The 18,653-nt window shown below is 63.8% G+C and carries 17 protein-coding genes; 10 read left to right on the top strand and 7 right to left on the bottom strand.

The features are described from left to right. Nucleotides 1-84 precede the first annotated feature (84 nt). Entirely contained in the window at nucleotides 85-1,908 is a 1,824-nt protein-coding gene (glmS, locus tag AU465_RS02325) for a glutamine--fructose-6-phosphate transaminase (isomerizing) (RefSeq protein ID WP_192243662.1), read from the top strand. A 105-nt stretch (nucleotides 1,909-2,013) separates the two neighbouring features. After that, nucleotides 2,014-2,769 carry a DUF502 domain-containing protein gene (locus tag AU465_RS02320; RefSeq protein ID WP_192243660.1) on the top strand — a complete coding sequence of 252 codons (756 nt, stop codon included), beginning with the start codon at nucleotides 2,014-2,016 and terminating at the stop codon, nucleotides 2,767-2,769. Here the strand turns inward: AU465_RS02320 and recG are convergent. Continuing rightward, the gene (gene recG, locus AU465_RS02315) at nucleotides 2,721-4,829 is read right to left on the bottom strand and encodes an ATP-dependent DNA helicase RecG (protein ID WP_192243658.1); all 2,109 of its coding nucleotides are present in this window, start codon (nucleotides 4,827-4,829) and stop codon (nucleotides 2,721-2,723) included. The two genes, AU465_RS02320 and recG, sit on opposite strands and share 49 nt — an antisense overlap. A gap of 90 nt (nucleotides 4,830-4,919) precedes the next feature. Between recG and AU465_RS02310 the strand changes: the two genes are divergently transcribed. The 3 genes from AU465_RS02310 to AU465_RS02300 all read left to right on the top strand — a co-directional run bounded on the left by AU465_RS02310 (nucleotide 4,920) and on the right by AU465_RS02300 (nucleotide 10,521). Continuing rightward, nucleotides 4,920-5,207 carry an FAD assembly factor SdhE gene (locus AU465_RS02310; RefSeq protein WP_192243656.1) on the top strand — a complete coding sequence of 96 codons (288 nt, stop codon included), beginning with the start codon at nucleotides 4,920-4,922 and terminating at the stop codon, nucleotides 5,205-5,207. Between the two features lie 13 nt (nucleotides 5,208-5,220). Further along, nucleotides 5,221-8,718, top strand: coding sequence for a transcription-repair coupling factor (mfd, locus tag AU465_RS02305; protein ID WP_192243654.1), 3,498 nt, complete (start codon nucleotides 5,221-5,223; stop codon nucleotides 8,716-8,718). A 429-nt stretch (nucleotides 8,719-9,147) separates the two neighbouring features. Continuing rightward, a complete protein-coding gene (locus tag AU465_RS02300; protein WP_192243652.1) occupies nucleotides 9,148-10,521 on the top strand; it encodes a class II 3-deoxy-7-phosphoheptulonate synthase in 1,374 nt (457 codons plus the stop codon). A gap of 26 nt (nucleotides 10,522-10,547) precedes the next feature. Here the strand turns inward: AU465_RS02300 and AU465_RS02295 are convergent, their stop codons facing one another. Further along, the gene (locus AU465_RS02295) at nucleotides 10,548-10,709 is read right to left on the bottom strand and encodes a hypothetical protein (RefSeq protein WP_192243649.1); all 162 of its coding nucleotides are present in this window, start codon (nucleotides 10,707-10,709) and stop codon (nucleotides 10,548-10,550) included. On the opposite strand from AU465_RS02295, the gene AU465_RS02290 reads away from it, so the two are divergent. Then, the gene (locus AU465_RS02290; protein WP_192243647.1) at nucleotides 10,695-11,399 is read left to right on the top strand and encodes a hypothetical protein; all 705 of its coding nucleotides are present in this window, start codon (nucleotides 10,695-10,697) and stop codon (nucleotides 11,397-11,399) included. The two genes, AU465_RS02295 and AU465_RS02290, sit on opposite strands and share 15 nt — an antisense overlap. A 1-nt stretch (nucleotide 11,400) precedes the next feature. On the opposite strand, the gene AU465_RS02285 is transcribed toward AU465_RS02290, so the two are convergent. The 3 genes from AU465_RS02285 to AU465_RS02275 all read right to left on the bottom strand — a co-directional run bounded on the left by AU465_RS02285 (nucleotide 11,401) and on the right by AU465_RS02275 (nucleotide 13,661). Next, entirely contained in the window at nucleotides 11,401-12,168 is a 768-nt protein-coding gene (locus tag AU465_RS02285) for an RES family NAD+ phosphorylase (protein ID WP_192243645.1), read from the bottom strand. Continuing rightward, on the bottom strand, nucleotides 12,128-12,505 hold the full coding sequence (locus tag AU465_RS02280; RefSeq protein WP_059185195.1) for an antitoxin Xre/MbcA/ParS toxin-binding domain-containing protein: 378 nt from the start codon (nucleotides 12,503-12,505) through the stop codon (nucleotides 12,128-12,130). Before AU465_RS02280 ends, AU465_RS02285 begins: the two co-directional genes overlap by 41 nt. A gap of 85 nt (nucleotides 12,506-12,590) precedes the next feature. Next, nucleotides 12,591-13,661 (bottom strand): GGDEF domain-containing protein, encoded by a 1,071-nt coding sequence (locus AU465_RS02275; RefSeq protein WP_192243642.1) that lies wholly within the window; start codon nucleotides 13,659-13,661, stop codon nucleotides 12,591-12,593. 322 nt (nucleotides 13,662-13,983) lie between these two features. On the opposite strand from AU465_RS02275, the gene AU465_RS02270 reads away from it, so the two are divergent. Next, nucleotides 13,984-14,403: a GFA family protein gene (locus tag AU465_RS02270; protein ID WP_192243640.1), complete on the top strand. Its 420-nt coding sequence runs from the start codon at nucleotides 13,984-13,986 to the stop codon at nucleotides 14,401-14,403. A 77-nt stretch (nucleotides 14,404-14,480) separates the two neighbouring features. Then, entirely contained in the window at nucleotides 14,481-14,840 is a 360-nt protein-coding gene (locus AU465_RS02265; RefSeq protein WP_192243638.1) for a diacylglycerol kinase, read from the top strand. 22 nt (nucleotides 14,841-14,862) lie between these two features. On the opposite strand, the gene AU465_RS02260 is transcribed toward AU465_RS02265, so the two are convergent. After that, nucleotides 14,863-15,471, bottom strand: coding sequence for a DedA family protein (locus tag AU465_RS02260; RefSeq protein WP_192243636.1), 609 nt, complete (start codon nucleotides 15,469-15,471; stop codon nucleotides 14,863-14,865). Then, nucleotides 15,471-16,031, bottom strand: coding sequence for a DUF1003 domain-containing protein (locus AU465_RS02255; protein WP_192243634.1), 561 nt, complete (start codon nucleotides 16,029-16,031; stop codon nucleotides 15,471-15,473). The genes AU465_RS02260 and AU465_RS02255 overlap by 1 nt, the downstream gene beginning before the upstream one ends. 88 nt (nucleotides 16,032-16,119) lie before the next feature. On the opposite strand from AU465_RS02255, the gene AU465_RS02250 reads away from it, so the two are divergent. Both AU465_RS02250 and AU465_RS02245 read left to right on the top strand, forming a co-directional pair. Beyond that, nucleotides 16,120-16,833, top strand: a complete 714-nt coding sequence (locus tag AU465_RS02250; RefSeq protein WP_192243631.1) for a DNA-3-methyladenine glycosylase I — start codon at nucleotides 16,120-16,122, stop codon at nucleotides 16,831-16,833. A gap of 83 nt (nucleotides 16,834-16,916) precedes the next feature. Next, nucleotides 16,917-18,629, top strand: coding sequence for an NAD+ synthase (locus tag AU465_RS02245; RefSeq protein ID WP_192243628.1), 1,713 nt, complete (start codon nucleotides 16,917-16,919; stop codon nucleotides 18,627-18,629). Nucleotides 18,630-18,653: the final 24 nt, after the last annotated feature.

The raw sequence follows: 18,653 nt of genomic DNA, 5'->3' as shown, positions 1-18,653 counted from the left end.
CGGAACGAAACGCAAAGTGACTTTCGCGGCAGGCCGGCAATCCCTAGATAGCGCTGGGTTTCCGCAGGGAATCGGGGGCAGCGCATGTGCGGTATCGTTGGAATTGTCGGCCATTCGCAGGTCGCGCCGCTTATCGTCGATGCCCTGAAGCGGCTGGAGTATCGCGGCTACGACTCGGCAGGCGTCGCCACCATTGAGAATGGGGCACTCGGCCGCCGCCGCGCCGAAGGGAAGCTGATCAATCTCGAGCGCCGGCTGAAGGAAGAGCCGCTGGAAGGCACGATTGGCATCGGCCACACGCGCTGGGCGACCCATGGCGTGCCGAACGAGACCAATGCGCATCCGCATTTTTCCGACGGCGTCGCCATCGTCCACAACGGCATCATCGAGAATTTCGCCGAGCTGCGCGACGAACTGACCCGCGATGGCTATGCGTTCTCCTCGCAGACCGACACGGAGGTCGTCGCCCATCTGGTGTCGCGCGAGATCGCCAAGGGGCTGAAGCCGGTGGAGGCCGCGCACCAGGCGCTGAAGCGGCTCGCAGGCGCCTTCGCGCTGGCGATCATGTTCAAGGGCGACGAGGACCTGATTGTCGGCGCCCGCAACGGTCCGCCATTGGCCGTCGGCCACGGCGACGGCGAAATGTTCCTGGGCTCGGACGCGATTGCGCTGGCGACCTTCACCAATTCCATCACCTATCTCGAGGATGGCGACTGGGCGGTGGTGCGTCGCAACAGCGTGGCGATCTACGACATCGACGGCAACCAGGTCGAGCGCAGGCGTCAGCAGTCGTTGTCGACCAGCTTCATGGTCGACAAGGGCAATCGCCGCCACTTCATGGAGAAGGAAATCCATGAGCAACCGGAGGTGATCTCGCACACGCTGGCGCACTATGTCGATTTCGTCGCCGGCGTGTCGAAGCCGCTCGACCTGCCCTTCGATTTCGCCAAGATCGGCCGGCTGGCGCTTTCCGCCTGCGGCACCGCCTATCTGGCCGGACTGATCTCAAAATACTGGTTCGAGCGCTATGCGCGGCTGCCGGTCGACATCGATGTCGCCTCGGAATTCCGCTACCGCGAGATGCCGCTGTCGGCGAACGACGCGGCCTTCTTCATCTCGCAGTCGGGCGAGACCGCCGACACGCTGGCCTCACTGCGCTACTGCCGCCAGGCCGGCATGAAGATCGGCGCGGTCGTCAATGTGCGCGAATCGACCATGGCCCGCGAATCCGATGTCGTGCTGCCAACGCTTGCCGGGCCGGAAATCGGCGTCGCCTCGACCAAGGCTTTTACTTGCCAGCTGTCCGTGCTGGCTTCGCTCGCCGTGCGGGCGGGCGTGGCGCGCGGAACGATCTCGCGCGAGCAGGAAAAGCAGCTGGTGCGTGAGCTTTCCGAGGCGCCGCGCTTCGCCACCCAGGTGCTGAAGCTCGACGAGCAGATCGAGCGCATCTCGCGCGAGCTCTCCCGTTACAAGGACGTGCTTTATCTCGGCCGCGACACCAACTTCCCTTTAGCCATGGAAGGGGCGCTGAAGCTCAAGGAAATTTCCTACATCCACGCCGAGGGCTATGCCGGCGGCGAGCTGAAGCACGGGCCGATCGCGCTGATCGACGAGAACATGCCGGTGATCGTCATCGCGCCGCATGACCGTATCTTCGAAAAGACGGTGTCGAACATGCAGGAGGTGGCGGCGCGCGGCGGCAAGATCATCCTCATCACCGACGCCAAGGGCGCCGCCCAGGCGGGCATCAAGACGATGGAGACGATCATCCTGCCCGACGTGCCGGAGATCATTTCGCCGATCATCTACGCGCTGCCGATCCAGATGCTGGCCTATTTCACCGCCGTCTTCATGGGCACGGACGTCGATCAGCCGCGCAATCTGGCGAAATCGGTCACAGTGGAATAACCGGATATACGCCTTTTCAACCTAGGCGTTCTTTAAAAACTTCGCAGTTCCAAACCGGCTCGCGGTTCACTAATCTTGGCGTGCAACCTGCGCCGCGGTGACCCCATGTCCGACGCCCTGAAGACCTCTGGCATGACCCGGCTCAGGAACTATTTCCTGACCGGCTTCGTCGTCTGCGCGCCGCTGGCGATCACCGCCTATATCGCCTGGTCCCTGATCGGCTGGGTCGATTCCTGGGTGAAGCCTTATATTCCGGCGCGCTACAACCCGGATACCTATCTGCCGTTCCCGGTCCCCGGCTTCGGGCTGATCGTGGCGCTCATCCTGATCACGCTGATCGGCTTCCTGACGGCAAACATCGTCGGCCGCGCCATCGTCAATTTCGGCGAGCGGCTGCTCGGCCGCATGCCGCTGGTGCGCGGCATCTATGGCTCGCTGAAGCAGATCTTCGAGACGGTGCTGTCGAACAAGGGCGACATGTTCCGCCAGGTCGGTCTGGTCGAATATCCGCGAAAAGGGGTCTGGTCGCTGGTCTTCGTCGCCAGCGAAAAGGAAACCGAGATCAACCAGAAGCTCGACCAGGAAGGCGATCCGCTGATTGCGGTGTTCATGCCCTGCACGCCGAACCCGACCACAGGCTTCCTGATGTATGTGCATAAATCCGAGATCGTGCCACTCGATATGAGCATCGAGGACGGCGCCAAGCTGATCGTTTCAGCCGGCATGGTGGCGCCGGAGGTCAAGGCCAAGCTGGTGACGCTGAACGGCGAGCCCATCGAGGGGGCGCTCGCCAATCCGGCGATCGGCGCTGCTCAGCCGGCGCGCAGCAGCCGCACCGCCTCGTCGCGCCCGAACAGGTAAAGCAGCAGCCGAAGCGCCTCGCCGCGCTCGGACCGCAGTTCCGGATCGCGCGACAGGATCAGCCGCGCGTCGTCGCGCGCGCCTTCGAGCAGGTCGGCATGGAACTCGATGCGCGCCACCTGGAAGCCCGGCGCGCCGGACTGGCGGGTGCCCAGCAGTTCGCCTTCGCCGCGCAGCTTCAGATCCTCCTCGGCGATGCGAAAGCCGTCCTCGGTCTCGCGCATCACCGAAAGCCGGCGCTTCGCCGTCTCGCCGAGCGGATCCTTGTAGAGCAGCACGCAAGAGGAGGGCCGATCGCCACGCCCGACCCGGCCGCGCAACTGGTGCAACTGGGCAAGGCCGAAGCGCTCGGCATGCTCGATGACCATGATCGTCGCGTCCGGCACGTCGACGCCGACCTCGATGACGGTTGTGGCGATCAGGATGCGCGTCTCGCCCTGCTTGAAGGCGCGCATCGCCTCGTCCTTTTCCGCGCCCTTCATGCGCCCATGAACCAGGCCGATCTGATCGCCGAACAGCGGCTTCAGCGAGGCGAAACGGTCCTCCGCCGACATCAGCTTGATCTCTTCGGATTCCTCGATCAGCGGGCAGATCCAGTAGATCTTCTGGCCTTCGGCGACGGCGTCGCGCATGCGACCCACCAGTTCGTCCAGCCGCTCCAGCGGCAAGGTCACGGTGCGGATTGGTTGTCGGCCGGCCGGCTTCTCGGTGAGTTTCGAGACATCCATGTCGCCGAAGGCGGTGAGCACCAGCGTGCGCGGGATCGGTGTCGCCGTCATCACCAGCATGTCGGGCGCGTCGCCCTTGGCGGTGATGGCGAGGCGCTGGTGGACGCCGAACCGGTGCTGCTCGTCGACGACGGCAAGCACGAGGTCGTGGAACGTCACCGTTTCCTGGAACAGCGCATGCGTGCCGACGACGATGTCGATCACGCCGCCGGCAAGCCCTTCCAGTGTCTCGGTGCGTTCGCGGCCCTTCTCGCGGCCGGTAAGGATGGCGACGCGCAGCCCGGCTTTCTCCGCCAGCGGCGCGATCGTCGCCAGATGTTGGCGCGCCAGGATTTCTGTCGGCGCCATCAGCGCTGCCTGGCCACCGGCCTCGACCGCGCGTCCCATGGCAAGCAGCGCGACCACCGTCTTGCCGGAGCCGACATCGCCCTGCAGCAGGCGCAGCATGCGTTCGGGATCGGCGAGGTCGGCGTTGATTTCGCCGAGCGCGAATTCCTGACTATGCGTGAGCTTGTAGGGCAGGGCGGCACGCAGTTTTTCGACGACGCGGCCGTCGCCGACCAGCGGCCGGCCCGACAGGCGGCGAATTCTCGCTCGCACCAGCGCCAGCGACACCTGTCCGGCCAGGAACTCGTCGTAAGCCAGGCGCCGCCAGGCCGTCCCTTCGATGGCAACGTCGATCGGGTCCTTCGGATTGTGGATGCGGGTGAGCGCATCGCCGAAAGACGGAAAGGTGTGGCGGCGCATGAAAGCGTCGTCCTGCCATTCGGGCAATTCCGGCAAGCGGCCGAGCGCTTGTCCGATGGCGCGGCGCAGCACTTTCGCCGATAGTCCGGCGGTGAGCGGATAGACCGGCTCGACCAGCGGCAGACCCTCGGCCTCATCGAGCGGGGCGATATGGTCGGGATGGACCATGGTCGGGCGGCCGTTGAACCATTCCATGCGGCCGGAGATGACGACGCGCTCGCCTTCGGGCAGCATTTTTTGCAGATAGGCGGCATGGGCTTGGAAGAATGTCAGCGCGATCTCGCCGGTGTCGTCATGTGCATAGACACGGTAAGGCACGGACCTGTTGCCGCGCGGCGGCGGCTGGTGCCGGTCGACCCGGACTTCGAGCGTAACGATCTGGCCTTCGGCCGAGAGCGCGATGCCCGGCCGGTTGCGGCGGTCGATCACTGTGTTGGGCAGCACGAACAGAAGGTCGCCCGCGCGCGCGGGACGGTCGCCGAGATCGGCCGGCACGACCCTTTCGATCAGGACGCCAACCTTCGGGCCGACGCCGGCAAGCGAGGTGATCGGGACGAACAATGGATCGAGGATGGAGGGACGCATGCTGTCAGCTTATGTCGCGACGGCCGCAGCGCAAAGGCTGACACCGCCCTCTATCCACGCTATATGCGCCGCTCGAACAGGGATGCGGCGATGACCGGAACACAGCGATCAAGCGAGGGGCTCGACGCCCGGCGGCGTAAGCTTTTGTTCCGCTCCTGGCATCGCGGCATGCGCGAGATGGACCTGATCCTCGGTTCCTTTGCCGATGCCGAGATCGGCGCCTTGACCGGCGACGAAATCGACCAATATGAAAAGCTCCTCGAAATTCCCGATACCGAATTCCTGCCGATGATCACCGGCGAACGTCCGGTTCCGTCCGATGTCGATTGCGCGGTGCTGCGGAAGATCCTGGCGTCGCGCCGGGCCATGACATTTTGAAAAACGCATAAGCATGAGCCTCATTCCTTCAATCGGCCTGCCCAAGGGCCGCGCCGGCCAGTTCATCGTCGACGGCGTCGCCGACGGCTACGAAGCCTTCGCGCTGGTGCAGACGGCGCAGGAGATCGCACCCGACAAGCCGGTGCTGTTCGTCGCGCGCGACGGCCAGCGGCTGCCGGCGATCATCGATGCGCTCGCGTTCGCGGCGCCCGGACTGCCGGTGCTGGAACTGCCTGCCTGGGATTGTCTGCCTTACGACCGTGTCTCGCCTGGCGCGGATGCCGCCGCGCGGCGGCTCGCCGCGCTTTCCGCCATCATTGCGCTCGCCAAGAAGCCGCATCGCGCCGTGATCCTCACCACCGCCAATGCGCTCTTGCAGCGCATTCCGCCGGCCGGGCTGATCGAAGCGCAGACTTTCCATGCCAAGCCCGGCAACCAGATCGACATGAACGTGCTGATCGCGCGGCTGGAGAATTCCGGTTTCGAGCGCGTGCCGACGGTGCGCGACGTCGGCGAGTTCGCGGTGCGCGGCGGCATCCTCGACCTTTTCGCGCCCGGCTGGAGCGAGGCGCTGAGGCTCGACTTCTTCGGCGACACGCTGGAATCGATCCGCGTCTTCGACGTGGCGACCCAGCGCACAACCGGCCAGCGCAAGTCGATGGCGCTGCAGGCAATGAGCGAGGTGGCGCTGACGCCGGATACGATCAGCCGCTTCCGCCGCTCCTATATCGAGGCTTTCGGCGCGCCGTCGCGCGACGACGCGCTCTATGCGGCGGTCAGCGAGGGCCGACGCTTTGCCGGCATGGAGCATTGGCTGCCGTTCTTCTACGAGCGGTTGGAGACGGTGTTCGACTATCTGCCGGATGCGCCTGTCGTCTTCGACCATCTGGCGCATGAGGCGCTGGCTGAGCGCCACAAGTTGATACTCGACCATTATGAAGCCCGCCGGAAACAGGCCGACAGCGCGTTGAAGGATGCGGTGCCCTACAAGCCGGTGGCGCCGGACCTGCTTTATCTCTCGCCGGAGAACCTCCGCGCTTCACTCGGGCCGCGCGAGGACATCGACTTCACCGTCTTCGATGCGCCCGATGTCGGTGGCAAGAAAGTATTCCACGCGGGCTCGCGCCACGGCCGCAGCTTCGCCGAAGAGCGCGCCGATCCCAACATCAATGTCTTCGATGTCGTGGTGAAGCATATTGCCGACGAGCGCGCCGCGCGCCGCCGCGTCATCGTCGCCGGCTGGACCGAGGGCTCGCTCGACCGGCTTAGCCAGATCCTCGCCGAACACCATCTCGGCAACCTCAAACCCGTCGCCACGCTTGCCGAGGTTGAAAAGCTCGAGCCGGGGCAGGCGGGCCTCGCCGTGCTGCCGCTCGAGTCCGGCTTCGAGACCGACGACATGGTCGTCGTCGCCGAGCAGGACATTCTCGGCGACAGACTGATCCGGCGTTCGAAGCGCAAGAAGAAGGCTTCCGATTTCATCGCCGAAGCGTCGTCGCTGTCTTCCGGCGACATCGTCGTCCATGCCGACCATGGCATCGGCCGTTTCGTCGGCCTGCGCACCATCGAGGCGGTTGGCGCGCCGCATGACTGCCTCGAGATCCACTATGCCGGCGACGACCGGCTGTTCCTGCCGGTGGAGAACTTCGAGCTCCTGTCGCGCTACGGTTCGGATTCGGCGGAAGCGACGCTCGACAAGCTCGGCGGCGGCGCCTGGCAGGCGCGCAAGGCGCGGCTGAAGCGGCGCCTGCTCGACATGGCCGGACAGCTCATCCGCATCGCCGCCGAGCGGCAGATGCGCGCCGCTCCTGCCATGATCCCGGCCGACGGCCTTTATGGCGAGTTCGCCGCGCGCTTCTCTTATGAGGAGACCGACGACCAGCAGACGGCGATCGATTCCGTCATGGACGATCTCGGCGCCGGCAAGCCGATGGACCGGCTGGTCTGCGGCGATGTCGGCTTCGGCAAGACGGAAGTGGCGCTGCGCGCCGCTTTCATCGCGGCGATGGAAGGGTTTCAGGTCGCTGTCGTGGTGCCGACGACGCTGCTGTCCCGCCAGCATTTCAAGACCTTCTCGCAGCGCTTTTCCGGCCTGCCGATCCGCATCGCGCAGGCTTCGCGCCTAGTCGGCGCCAAGGAACTGGCCGAGACCAAGAAGGGCATCGCCGACGGAACGGTCGATATCGTGGTCGGCACACACGCACTGCTCGGCAGCTCGATCTCGTTCAAGAATCTGGGGCTCCTGATCATCGACGAGGAGCAGCATTTCGGCGTCAAGCACAAGGAGCGGCTGAAGGAGCTCAAGAACGACGTGCATGTGCTGACGCTGTCGGCGACGCCGATCCCGCGTACGCTGCAATTGGCGCTGACCGGCGTGCGCGAACTGTCGCTGATCGCCACGCCGCCGGTCGACCGCATGGCGGTGCGCACCTTCATCTCGCCCTTCGATCCGCTGGTCATCCGCGAGACGCTGCTGCGCGAACGCTATCGCGGCGGCCATTCCTTCTATGTCGTGCCGCGCATCAGCGATCTTGCCGAAATCCATGATTTCCTGAAGGAATCCGTGCCGGAGCTGAAAGTGGCGGTCGCCCACGGCCAGATGCCAGCCGGCGAGCTCGACGACATCATGAACGCCTTCTATGACGGCCAGTACGATGTGCTTCTGTCGACGACCATCGTCGAATCCGGCCTCGACATTCCGACCGCCAATACGCTGATCATCCATCGCGCCGACATGTTCGGCCTGGCGCAGCTTTATCAGCTGCGCGGCCGCGTCGGCCGCTCGAAGGTGCGCGCCTATGCGCTGTTCACGCTGCCGGCAAACCGCAAGCTCACAGACACGGCCGAGCGCCGGCTGAAGGTTCTGCAGTCGCTCGACACGCTCGGCGCCGGCTTCCAGCTTGCCAGCCACGATCTCGACATCAGAGGCGCCGGCAACCTTCTCGGCGAGGAACAGTCCGGCCATATCAAGGAGGTCGGCTTCGAGCTCTACCAGCAGATGCTGGAAGAGGCGGTGGCCGAGGTGAAGGATTCGGGCGAAGTGCAGGACGGCGGCTGGTCGCCTCAGATCGCGGTCGGCACGGCCGTGATGATTCCGGAAAGCTATGTGCCCGATTTGCAGCTCAGAATGGCGCTCTACCGCCGCCTCGGCGACCTCGAAAACACCGAGGAGATCAATGCCTTCGGCGCCGAGCTGATCGACCGTTTCGGACCGCTGCCGGAGGAAGTCACGCATCTCCTGAAGATCGTCTTCATCAAGGCGCTCTGCCGCAAGGCCAATGTCGAGAAGCTCGACGCCGGCCCCAAGGGCGTCGTCATTCATTTCCGCAAGCGCGAGTTTCCCAACCCGGTCGGGCTGGTCAAATTCATTGGCGAACAGGGCTCGCTGGCCAAGATCAGGGCCGACCACAGCGTCGTCTTCATGCGCGATTGGCCGAACGCGGAGAAGCGCCTGGCGGGATCGGCAGTGGTGATGACGCAGTTGGCGCGGCTCGTCGACAAAGCCGCCTAAGGCAGGTCGATATTCAGGTGAGGCCGGCCTGCAAATGGCGCCTTCCTGCGCTTTCCGACCTTCGCCGGCCGTAGCCTTAATTTAACTGCCACGCCACTCATGAGTGCTACGGCCGGCGTAGGCCGGTGCTCACGTACTTTCAGGTACGCTCAGCTCCGGTTCTCGGAACCCACCCAGTTTGGTCGCTTCGCGCCCGTCTTCGACTCCCGCTCGGCCTGACCTGAATCTCGACCTACCTTGGCAGGCGAAGGCATTCGCCACTGCTGAAATTCCCGGCTAGAATAGGAAATCGGCTTCGTGTAAGGAGCCGCCACCCCATATCGGGGCTGAAGACGCGGGCGAGGGTGCCTGGTCATCTGTTTTTGACGCAGTTCCGGACGGAAACGTCACATTCCCGGAATTGCTCTGGAAGGGCGTTTGGGTGCAACGATGACGAAATGGTCGCCGAATTCGTGGAGAGCAAAGCCGATCAAGCAGGTTCCGGCCTATCCGGACCTTGCGGCGCTGCAGGCCACGGAAGCGCGGCTCGCCACCTACCCGCCGCTGGTTTTTGCCGGCGAGGCGCGCAAGCTGAAGAAGCAGCTGGCGGCGGTCGCCGCCGGAGAGGCCTTCCTGCTCCAGGGCGGCGACTGCGCCGAGAGCTTTGCCGAGCACGGCGCCGACAACATCCGCGACTTCTTCCGCGTCTTCCTGCAGATGTCGGTGGTGCTCACCTTCGCCGGCGCGCAGCCGGTGGTGAAGGTCGGCCGCGTCGCCGGCCAGTTCGCCAAGCCGCGCTCGTCCGACAATGAGACCAAAGGCGGCGTGACGCTGCCGAGCTACCGCGGCGATATCATCAACGGCATCGAATTCGACGCCTCCTCGCGCATCCCGGATCCCGCGCGGCAGGAGATGGCGTACCGACAGTCGGCGGCCACCCTCAATCTTCTGCGCGCCTTCGCGCAGGGCGGCTATGCCAGCCTGGAGAATGTGCATCGCTGGATGCTGGGCTTCGTCGCCGACAGCCCGCAGGGCGAAAAGTACGAGTCGCTCGCCAACCGCATCACCGAGACGATGGATTTCATGCGCGCGGTGGGCATCACCTCCGAGACGAACTTCGCGCTGCGCGAGACCGATTTCTACACCAGCCATGAGGCGCTGCTGCTCGGCTATGAGGAGGCGCTGACCCGCGTCGACTCGACCTCCGGCGATTGGTACGCGACCTCCGGCCATATGATCTGGATCGGTGATCGCACCCGTCAGCCCGACCATGCGCATGTCGAATATTGCCGCGGCATCGAGAACCCGCTCGGCCTGAAATGCGGCCCGTCGCTGACGCCCGATGGCCTCATGGAACTCATCGACCTGCTCAATCCCGAGAACGAGCCGGGCCGGCTGACGCTGATCGCGCGCTTCGGTTCCGACAAGGTCGCCGAACACCTGCCGAAGCTGGTGCGGGCGGTGAAGAAGGAAGGCCGCAACGTGGTGTGGTCGTCCGACCCGATGCACGGCAACACGATCGAGGCGGCGGGCTACAAGACGCGGCCGTTCGACCGGATTCTCAAGGAAGTGCAGACTTTCTTCGAGGTGCATCGCGCCGAAGGCACGCATCCGGGCGGCATCCATGTCGAGATGACCGGCAAGAACGTCACCGAATGCACCGGCGGCGCCCGCGCCATCACGGCGGAAGACCTGCAGGACCGCTACCACACCCATTGCGATCCGCGCCTCAATGCCGACCAGGCGATCGAGCTGGCCTTCCTGGTCTCGGACCTGCTCAAGAAAAGCCACACGGTCCAGCACAAGCAGGCCGCCAGCGCCTGAGCCTGCCTCCAATCCGATTTTGTCGATCAAGCGCCGGAGAAATCCGGCGCCTTTTCGTTTTCGGTCGGCGTGGTCACGCGAGCGATTACGAAAATGTGTCCGGGGACGTCCATTGCAAAACCAAGATTGGCGTGAAGCGTGCGCGCCCGCCAACCCGGTTCCTTCTTGTCACAATGCGTCACGAGCATGCCATCATCCATCACCGCGCGATCGATTTCTGGTCGGCGCGGGCGGCGGTGCTTGTCGTCATCTGCCTGCAGCTTCTCGTCATCAACGACCTATCGTTCGGTCCGCGCTGGCTGGCTCCGGCAATCGAAGCGGCGCTGCTCGCGCCGTTGTCGATCGCAACGGCCTGGACGCAGATGGCGACGCAGAAGGCCGTCGACCATGAACATTGGTATGCGATCGGCCGGTTTCGTGTCTTCATCCGCCGTGCAGCCTTGGTGATGACAGGCGTCATCAGCATCATGAATTGCGGCTCGCTGGTCTTGCTGGTCCAGAAGCTGCTCGAAGGCCATGCCGGCGCCGGCACGACGCTGCTGGTCGATGCGCTGAACATCTGGGTCACCAACGTCATCGTCTTCGCGCTGTGGTTCTGGAACACTGATCGCGGCGGGCCGCCGACCTGCGGCCTGGTCAAGCGCGCGCATGCCGACTTCCTGTTCCCGCAAATGACGCTGCCCGATCGCGAAACCAGGGACTGGCTGCCGGGCTTCGTCGACTATTTCTTCCTGGCCTTCACCAACGCGACGGCGTTCTCGCCGACCGACACACTGCCGCTCACCCAGCGCGCCAAGCTGTTGATGATGGCCGAGGCGATGATCTCGCTGCTGACCATCGCGCTGGTGGCCGCGCGTGCTGTGAACATTTTGGCTTAAATCAACGCCCGCGCTCCCAGCGCATGTTCGTCAGCCGCGGATCGACGAAGCTCGTCCTTGAGAATTCCAGCCGCTTGTCCGGAAATTCGCAAATCGCCTGGACGCCGAACGAACCGATGCGGATGCGCCAGGTGTGAGGTTCCAGCGGCTTGGCCTTAGCAAAACCCTTGCAGGTCAGAAGCGCGATGTTGGCGCCCTTCGGGTCGCGCGCCGATCGGTAGCGGATCGCCCGCATCCCGGCCTCGCGCGCGACGTCCGCGATGGCCTGGCAGGCGCAGTAGTCGGTCGGATCCGTCCATGCCTTCTCGTCGCGGTCGAGCGGCGGCCGGATGAGGTCGACGGCCTTGTCGCATCTGATCGCCGCGGCAAAGGCCGTGTATTCGGCTGCGTCATTCGGCCATTGCGTCTGCGGCGAATCGGCGAAGAACAGGCAGCGGTAGAAGGCCATCTCCGCCACCGCCGTCAGCACCGTCTCGGCGGCGTAGTAGACGCCTTTGGTCTTGCCCGCGCGGCGGAATCGCGAGCCGTACGGATAGATCGAGCCGTAGCGGAAGGGCGTCGCCAGAAGGTAGTGAAGATGGCGGCATTCGAGCGGGATCTGCGGCTTGGTCTCCTCGATCAGGTCCTCCAGCAAGCCCTGTTCGTCGAGCCCGTCGACGAGCTTCAGCGTCGAGACGCGGTGCTGCGCCTCGACCATCCGCCAATACTTGCCTTCGAGCCCGACCGCCTCAGACGAGAGCGCGTCGGGAGTCCAGGTAGGCGATGACATCGACAAGTCCGGCAATGGTCAGGATTTTTTCGAGCGGCGTGCCGTCGAGCGCCGTGTTTGGGTTCTTCAGCCATGCCCGGGCGACCGTCTCGTCGCCGCCGACGATGGCGTCGAGCGAACGGAACAGCCGGACGAACAGCACCGCAAGCTCGAACGGCTTGGTGCCGCGCTCGAGCAGGAATTCCTGCTTGCGCATGCGCGAGACCGTCGCTTCCGAGACACCGATGACCAGCGCCAGCGTTCTCGCGGTGATGTCGAGCAGGTCGGCCGCGCGCAGCGTGGCCTTGGTGATGACGGCATTTTCCGCCGCCGTCGCGGCGGCGACTGGACGTTGCATAAGCGCACCCATTCATTTCTGTGGAAAATATAGTCCACAAAAATTCATTTGGAAAGGGATCGGCCCGAATCCGCCCGCCGAAATGTCAGTCTTTCTTATAGAGCAGCCAACCCTTGCCGGCGCGGCCGGCCATGGTGGAATGCCTTGTCACGCGGTTGCGGCCGCTGACCTTGGAGCGGTAAAGCGCGCGGTCGGCCTTGGTGTAGAGGTCTTCGGGGGTGTCGGCCTCGGAAGCCATGCAAATGCCCATCGAGACGGTCACCGTGCCGTAGTTCATTCCGGTCTGGCTGCTGGTGAACGGCGTCTGTTCGATCAGCACGCGGATGCGCTCGGCGATTTCGTAGGTGGTATCCTCGCTGGCGCCTTCGACAATCAGCGCGAACTCCTCGCCGCCGGTGCGCGCCACGAACATGTCGGCGCGGATGCTGGATTGGAAGATCTCGGCGATGATCTGGATGATCTTGTCGCCGACCGGATGGCCGTAACGGTCGTTGATATCCTTGAAGCGATCGATATCGGCAAGGATCAGCGCGTTGAACAGGATACCGCGGTTGCTGTTGTAGATGCGGGTGATTTCCTTGTCGAAGGCGCGGCGATTCCAGATCTGCGTCAGCGGATCGGTATCGGCGAGCCGCTTGTATTCCTCCAGCTTCGATTTGACGCTCTCCAGCTCGGCGGTCTTCTCGCTGAGCGTGCTCGAGATATGGCGGTTGTGATCCAGCGTCGAGCTGGTGGCGGCCGACATGGCGCCGGCAATCTTCTGCAACAGATCCTGGGAGAGCAGGCTGCGGTTGCTCAGGCCGCTCGACGTCTCGTCGAGGATGCGGCCGTACTTCTCAACGTGGGTGCGCTCGCTGCGCAGCAGCGCGGCGATGTCCTCGAGCTCCTTGGCGACCATCTCGCGGGCGTGCTCGACGATGGCGGGACCGTGGTGCTGCGGGAAGAAGGTGCGCCCGATGCCGTCGAGCTCCTCCTGCGTCGGCCGGTTGCTCAACGAGACGACGGCAAGACTGAGCTCGTGATTGCTGCCGCTAAGCGCCTCGTAGAAGATTTCGTAGTTGCGCGGCAGACCGAGCACGCCGAGCTGGCGCATGGTCGCCACAACGGTGCTGGCGATGTCGCTATTTCTGTCGGTCGGGACGGCTGCCGGCTGCATGGTCTGTTCACTACCCCTTCAGTGCGACCGGAGACCTGCCACCGCCGGGAGCCGCCTATACGGGGATTTGAATCAGAATTGCGAATGCGACGGCGCGTCCCCAACACGACCTTCGCTTGCAGGAATCATAGATGCAGTTGAGCTAAAGTTTCCTTAATGGCCTGCATTTCCTCATTGTCTCTGCTACCATAGGCTGCAATTCGGTGCGGACATGACTTTTGAAAGGCGCCTTTTCGGTGTCGCATTTGCCTGCGCCTGACAGCCGCAGAACTGGAATCTTGTCCGGCACGATCGAGGCGAACGACGTCGAAGGAGGCCCGGAATGGACGAAAATCACAGTGGATCATGCCTGTGCGGGGCGGTGCGCTTCAGGACGAGGGGCCCGTTGCGTGGAGTGGTCTATTGCCATTGCTCGCAATGCCGCAAGCAAACGGGCCATTTCGTTGCCGCGACCGCCTCAAAAGATGCCGAGATCGACATAGAGGGAGCCGACGCGCTCACCTGGTACGGCGCCTCCGACGTTGCGAAACGCGGCTTCTGCCGCAGCTGCGGTTCGGTGATGTTCTGGAAGCACAACGAGCTTGACACCATCTCGATCATGGCCGGCTCGTTCGACAAGCCGACGGGTCTTTCGGCCGAAAGCCACATCTTCGTCGGTGACAAAGGCGACTACTACGCGATCGACGACGGACTGCCGCAGTTCGAGAAGTCGACGCCGTCGATAAAGGTCGCGGACCAATGATTTTTGGAGCCGCTGCCTTATTCCCTTGCTCCGGCCGTTGCGATATCCCCTGACGGTGATTCGAAACGGGACCGGGTATGCAGCGGCTGATCGACGCTTTCATCAATTCGGTGCGGGCTTTCCGCAAGCTGGCTGCTCATGAAAAGGCGTTCCAGCAGGAGCTGATGCTGTTTGCGCTCGCTCTGCCGGCCGGCTGGTTCATTTCGGTGTCCTGGCGCGGCTATGCCTTGCTGATCGGCGTGGTTCTGCTGATGATCATGGTCGAGGTGCTGAACACCGGCATCGAGGCGGCGTGCGACGCGATTTCCCGCGAGTTCCACATCGACATCCAGCTCGCCAAGGACTGCGGCTCGCTGGCCGTGCTGATTTCGATCGTGATCGCGAGCGGTGTCTGGGGTCTCGCGATAATCGAACGCATCATTGGCGCGCCGATCTGACCGTAGGCACGGATCCGACAGCTTAGGATTCCGCCTGATCCTCTCTTGCATCCTTTATACGTTCTCTTCGGGCAAAGTGGTGGGCAACCAGCCAGGCAAGGACGGCCACGGCGATGCCAACGGCAAGGGCGATGAGCAGGCGCTCGTGGCGGGCAAACGCTTGGCCGACCATGCGCTCCGCGCCCAGCCCGAAGACATAGCCGACGGTGCCGAAGAGGGTCGCCCAGACCGCCGACGAGATCGCGTTCAGGATGACGAAGCGCGGCACCGACACGGTCGACAGCCCGGCGGCGATGCCGCCGACAAGGCGCATTCCGTAGACATAGCGGTTCGTCAGCACGAAGATGTTGGGATGGGTGTTGAGCAGCCGGTAGGCGCGGCGAAAACCTGGCCGTTTGCGCAGCCTGACAACATAGGGATGATCGGCAAAGCTGCGGCCGAGGGTGAAGAAAAACGTATCGCCGGCGAAGGCGCCGAGAAACGCGGCCATGAACGCCTGCCAGAGCACGAATATCTGCTGGTGCGCGAAGAAGCCGCCGAGGATGGCGGCGCTTTCGCCCTCGGCGACGCAGCCGAGGAAGACCGCGATCAGCCCGTATTGCTCGATGAGACGATGGATGGCCTCGGTCATCAGCTTGCCGATCGCGCCGACAGTTTCTCGTCGATCCGCCTGATTTGCTCGGCCATGCGCAGGATCTCGTCGCGCATGCCGATGATCTCGCTGTGGCGCAACTCGTCGAGCTTCTCATGCAGGGCCATGATCTCGATCTCCGCCTTCAGGTTGACTTCGTAGTCATGGGCGGCGTCGATGCGGTCGCGTTCGGTCTGGCGGTTCTGCGACATCATGATCACCGGCGCTTGCAGGGCGGCGACCATGGAGAGCACGAGGTTCAAGAAGATGAACGGGTAGGGGTCGAAGGCATCGCGCGTCAGCAACCAGACATTGCCGAAAGTCCACAGGATCAGGAAGGCGATGAAGCCGAGAATAAAGGACCACGAGCCGCCGATGCGGGCGATGGTGTCGGCTACCCGGTCACCGAACGTCTGGTGGAAAGCGACTGCCTTGTTGGTGTCCTTCGAGATGGTGGTGCGATCGAGCGCGCTTTGCAGCACCCGGCTCTCGATGTTACTCAACGCATCTGGTCTCCGATTCAGCCAGCGGTTTGCCAGATCTTCGACTGTCTTGTTCATGTGTCGCCTCCGTCAGCGTCTGCGATAGACGTAGAGGCTGCCGGTTGGAACGGGAAGTGGTAGATTCACGCGACTTGCGAGGACCATAATGGCTGATTTTCAGAAAATTCGTGCCCGGGCGGCAAAGCGCAAGGGCGGTGAAGAGGCGCTGGCGTCGCTGCTTGGGCCGATGCCCGACAATGCGGCTGTGGCGAAAGTCCCCGATGACCGCATCCTCTCCACCATGGCTGAGCGCATCTTTGCCGCCGGTTTCGTCTGGCGCGTCATCGAGCAGAAGTGGCCGGGCTTCGAGGAGGCGTTCCTCGGTTTCGAGCCGAAGCGGCTCCTGTTCCAGCCGGACGATTTCTGGCACGAGCTGGCGTCCGACAAGCGCATCGTGCGCAACCCGCAGAAGATCAAATCCGTGCGTGACAATGCCGCCTTCGTCGACCGCGTCTCGAAGGAGCATGGCGGCTTCGGCAAGTTCCTCGCCGAATGGCCGGCCGACGACCAGGTTGGACTGACCGCCTATCTCGGCAAGCACGGAAGCCGGCTCGGCGGCAACACCGGCCAGTATTTCCTGCGCTGGCTGGAGTGGGACACCTTCGTCCTTTCCGCCGACATGGCGGCGGCGTTGCGCGACGCCGGCCTGGACATCGCCGAAAGCCCGACCTCGAAGCGAGACCTCGACAAGATCCAGGTGCAGATCAACCAATGGGCGGCTGAAACTGGGCTGCCCCGTCGGCACATCTCGCGCATCCTTGCCATGTCGATCGGTGAGAACCGCTCCGTGGAGGCACTAAGCGAGTACATGAACGATTAGGTCTGATCGCATTCGTGCGCGCTGCGGATTTGGTACAAGCAATCGCCATTGCCCGGCGATTTCGGCCACGCTAAACCCACTGCATGACCCAGACCGCACCAGACATCCTGCGCATCGCCGTCGCCCAGTTGAACCCGACTGTCGGCGACGTCGCCGGCAACCTCGCCAAGGCGCGCGAGGCGAGGGCGGATGCGGCGCGCCAAGGCGCCGACCTCGTGCTCTACACCGAGCTCTTCCTCGCCGGCTATCCGCCGGAAGACCTGGTGCTGAAGCCGGCCTTCCTGAAAGCCTGCGAAAAAGCGGCTGAGGATTTCGCCAGGGACACGGCCGACGGCGGTCCTGGCGTCATCATCGGCACGCCGCTGAAGCGCAAGAGCGGCACGCACAATTCGATCGTCTTCGCCGATGGCGGCAAGATCATCGCCGAGCGTTACAAGCTCGACCTACCGAACTATGGCGAGTTCGACGAGAAGCGCGTCTTCCAGGCCGGGCCGGAGCTGCAAGGGCCGGTGAATTTCCGCGGCGTGCGCATCGGTATCCCGATCTGCGAGGACATCTGGGGCGACATCGCGGTCTGCGAGACGCTGGCCGAAAGCGGTGCCGAGATCCTGCTTGTGCCGAACGGCTCGCCCTACTACCGCGCCAAGATCGACGTCCGCCATCAGGTCGTCATCCGCCAGGTTATCGAAACCGGCTTGCCGATTGTCTACGCCAACCAGCTCGGCGGCCAGGACGAGCTCATCTTCGACGGAGCGTCGTTTGGCATCGGCGCCGACAAGACGCTTGCCTTCCAGATGAGCCAGTTCGAGGAAGCGGTCGACGTCACCACATGGAAGAGAAGCCGCGTCGCCGCAGGCGCGCGAAATGGAAATAATTCCGACCATTGGGTCTGCTCGGAAGGCCCGATGTCGAAAATCCCGGAACGGGACGAGGCCGACTACCGGGCCTGCATGCTGGGCTTGCGCGACTACGTCAACAAGAACGGCTTCAAGAACGTGGTGCTCGGCCTCTCCGGCGGCATCGATTCCGCGATCTGCGCGGCATTGGCCGTCGATGCGCTCGGCGAGGAGCGGCTGCGCACCGTGATGATGCCCTATCGCTACACCTCGAAAGACTCGCTGAAGGACGCCGAGGACTGCGCCCGCGCGCTCGGCTGCCGCTACGACATCGTGCCGATCTCCGAACCGGTCGAAGGTTTCAAGCATGCGCTGACCCAGCTTTTCGAGGGCACCCAGGAGGGCATCACCGAGGAAAATCTGCAGAGCCGCGCGCGCGGCACGATCCTGATGGCGATCTCGAACAAGTTCGGCTCGATGGTCGTCACGACAGGCAACAAGAGCGAGATGTCGGTCGGCTACGCCACGCTCTACGGCGACATGAACGGCGGCTTCAACCCGATCAAGGACCTCTACAAGATGCAGGTCTATGCGCTGTCGCGTTGGCGCAACGCGCATGTGCCGCCGGGGGCGCTCGGCCCATCGGGCGAAGTCATTCCGAAGAACATCATCGACAAGGCGCCGTCGGCGGAGCTGCGGGAAAACCAGACCGACCAGGATTCGCTGCCGCCTTACCCGGTGCTGGATGACATCCTCGAATGCCTGGTCGAGAACGAGATGGGTGTCGACGACATCGTCGCGCGCGGCCATGACCGGGCGACGGTGACGCGCGTCGAGCATCTGCTCTATATCGCGGAGTACAAGCGCCGGCAGGCGGCCCCGGGCGTGAAGATCACAAGGAAGAACTTCGGCCGCGACCGCCGCTACCCGATCACCAACCGGTTCCGGGATCGCGGCTAGCGTATCCCCGCCACATGCCTATGC

The sequence above is a fragment of the Mesorhizobium silamurunense genome (assembly GCF_014843905.1).
Lineage (GTDB): Bacteria > Pseudomonadota > Alphaproteobacteria > Rhizobiales > Rhizobiaceae > Mesorhizobium > Mesorhizobium silamurunense.
The sequence above is the reverse complement of the archived record's forward strand: the minus strand, read 5'-3'. Positions and strand labels throughout refer to the sequence as shown.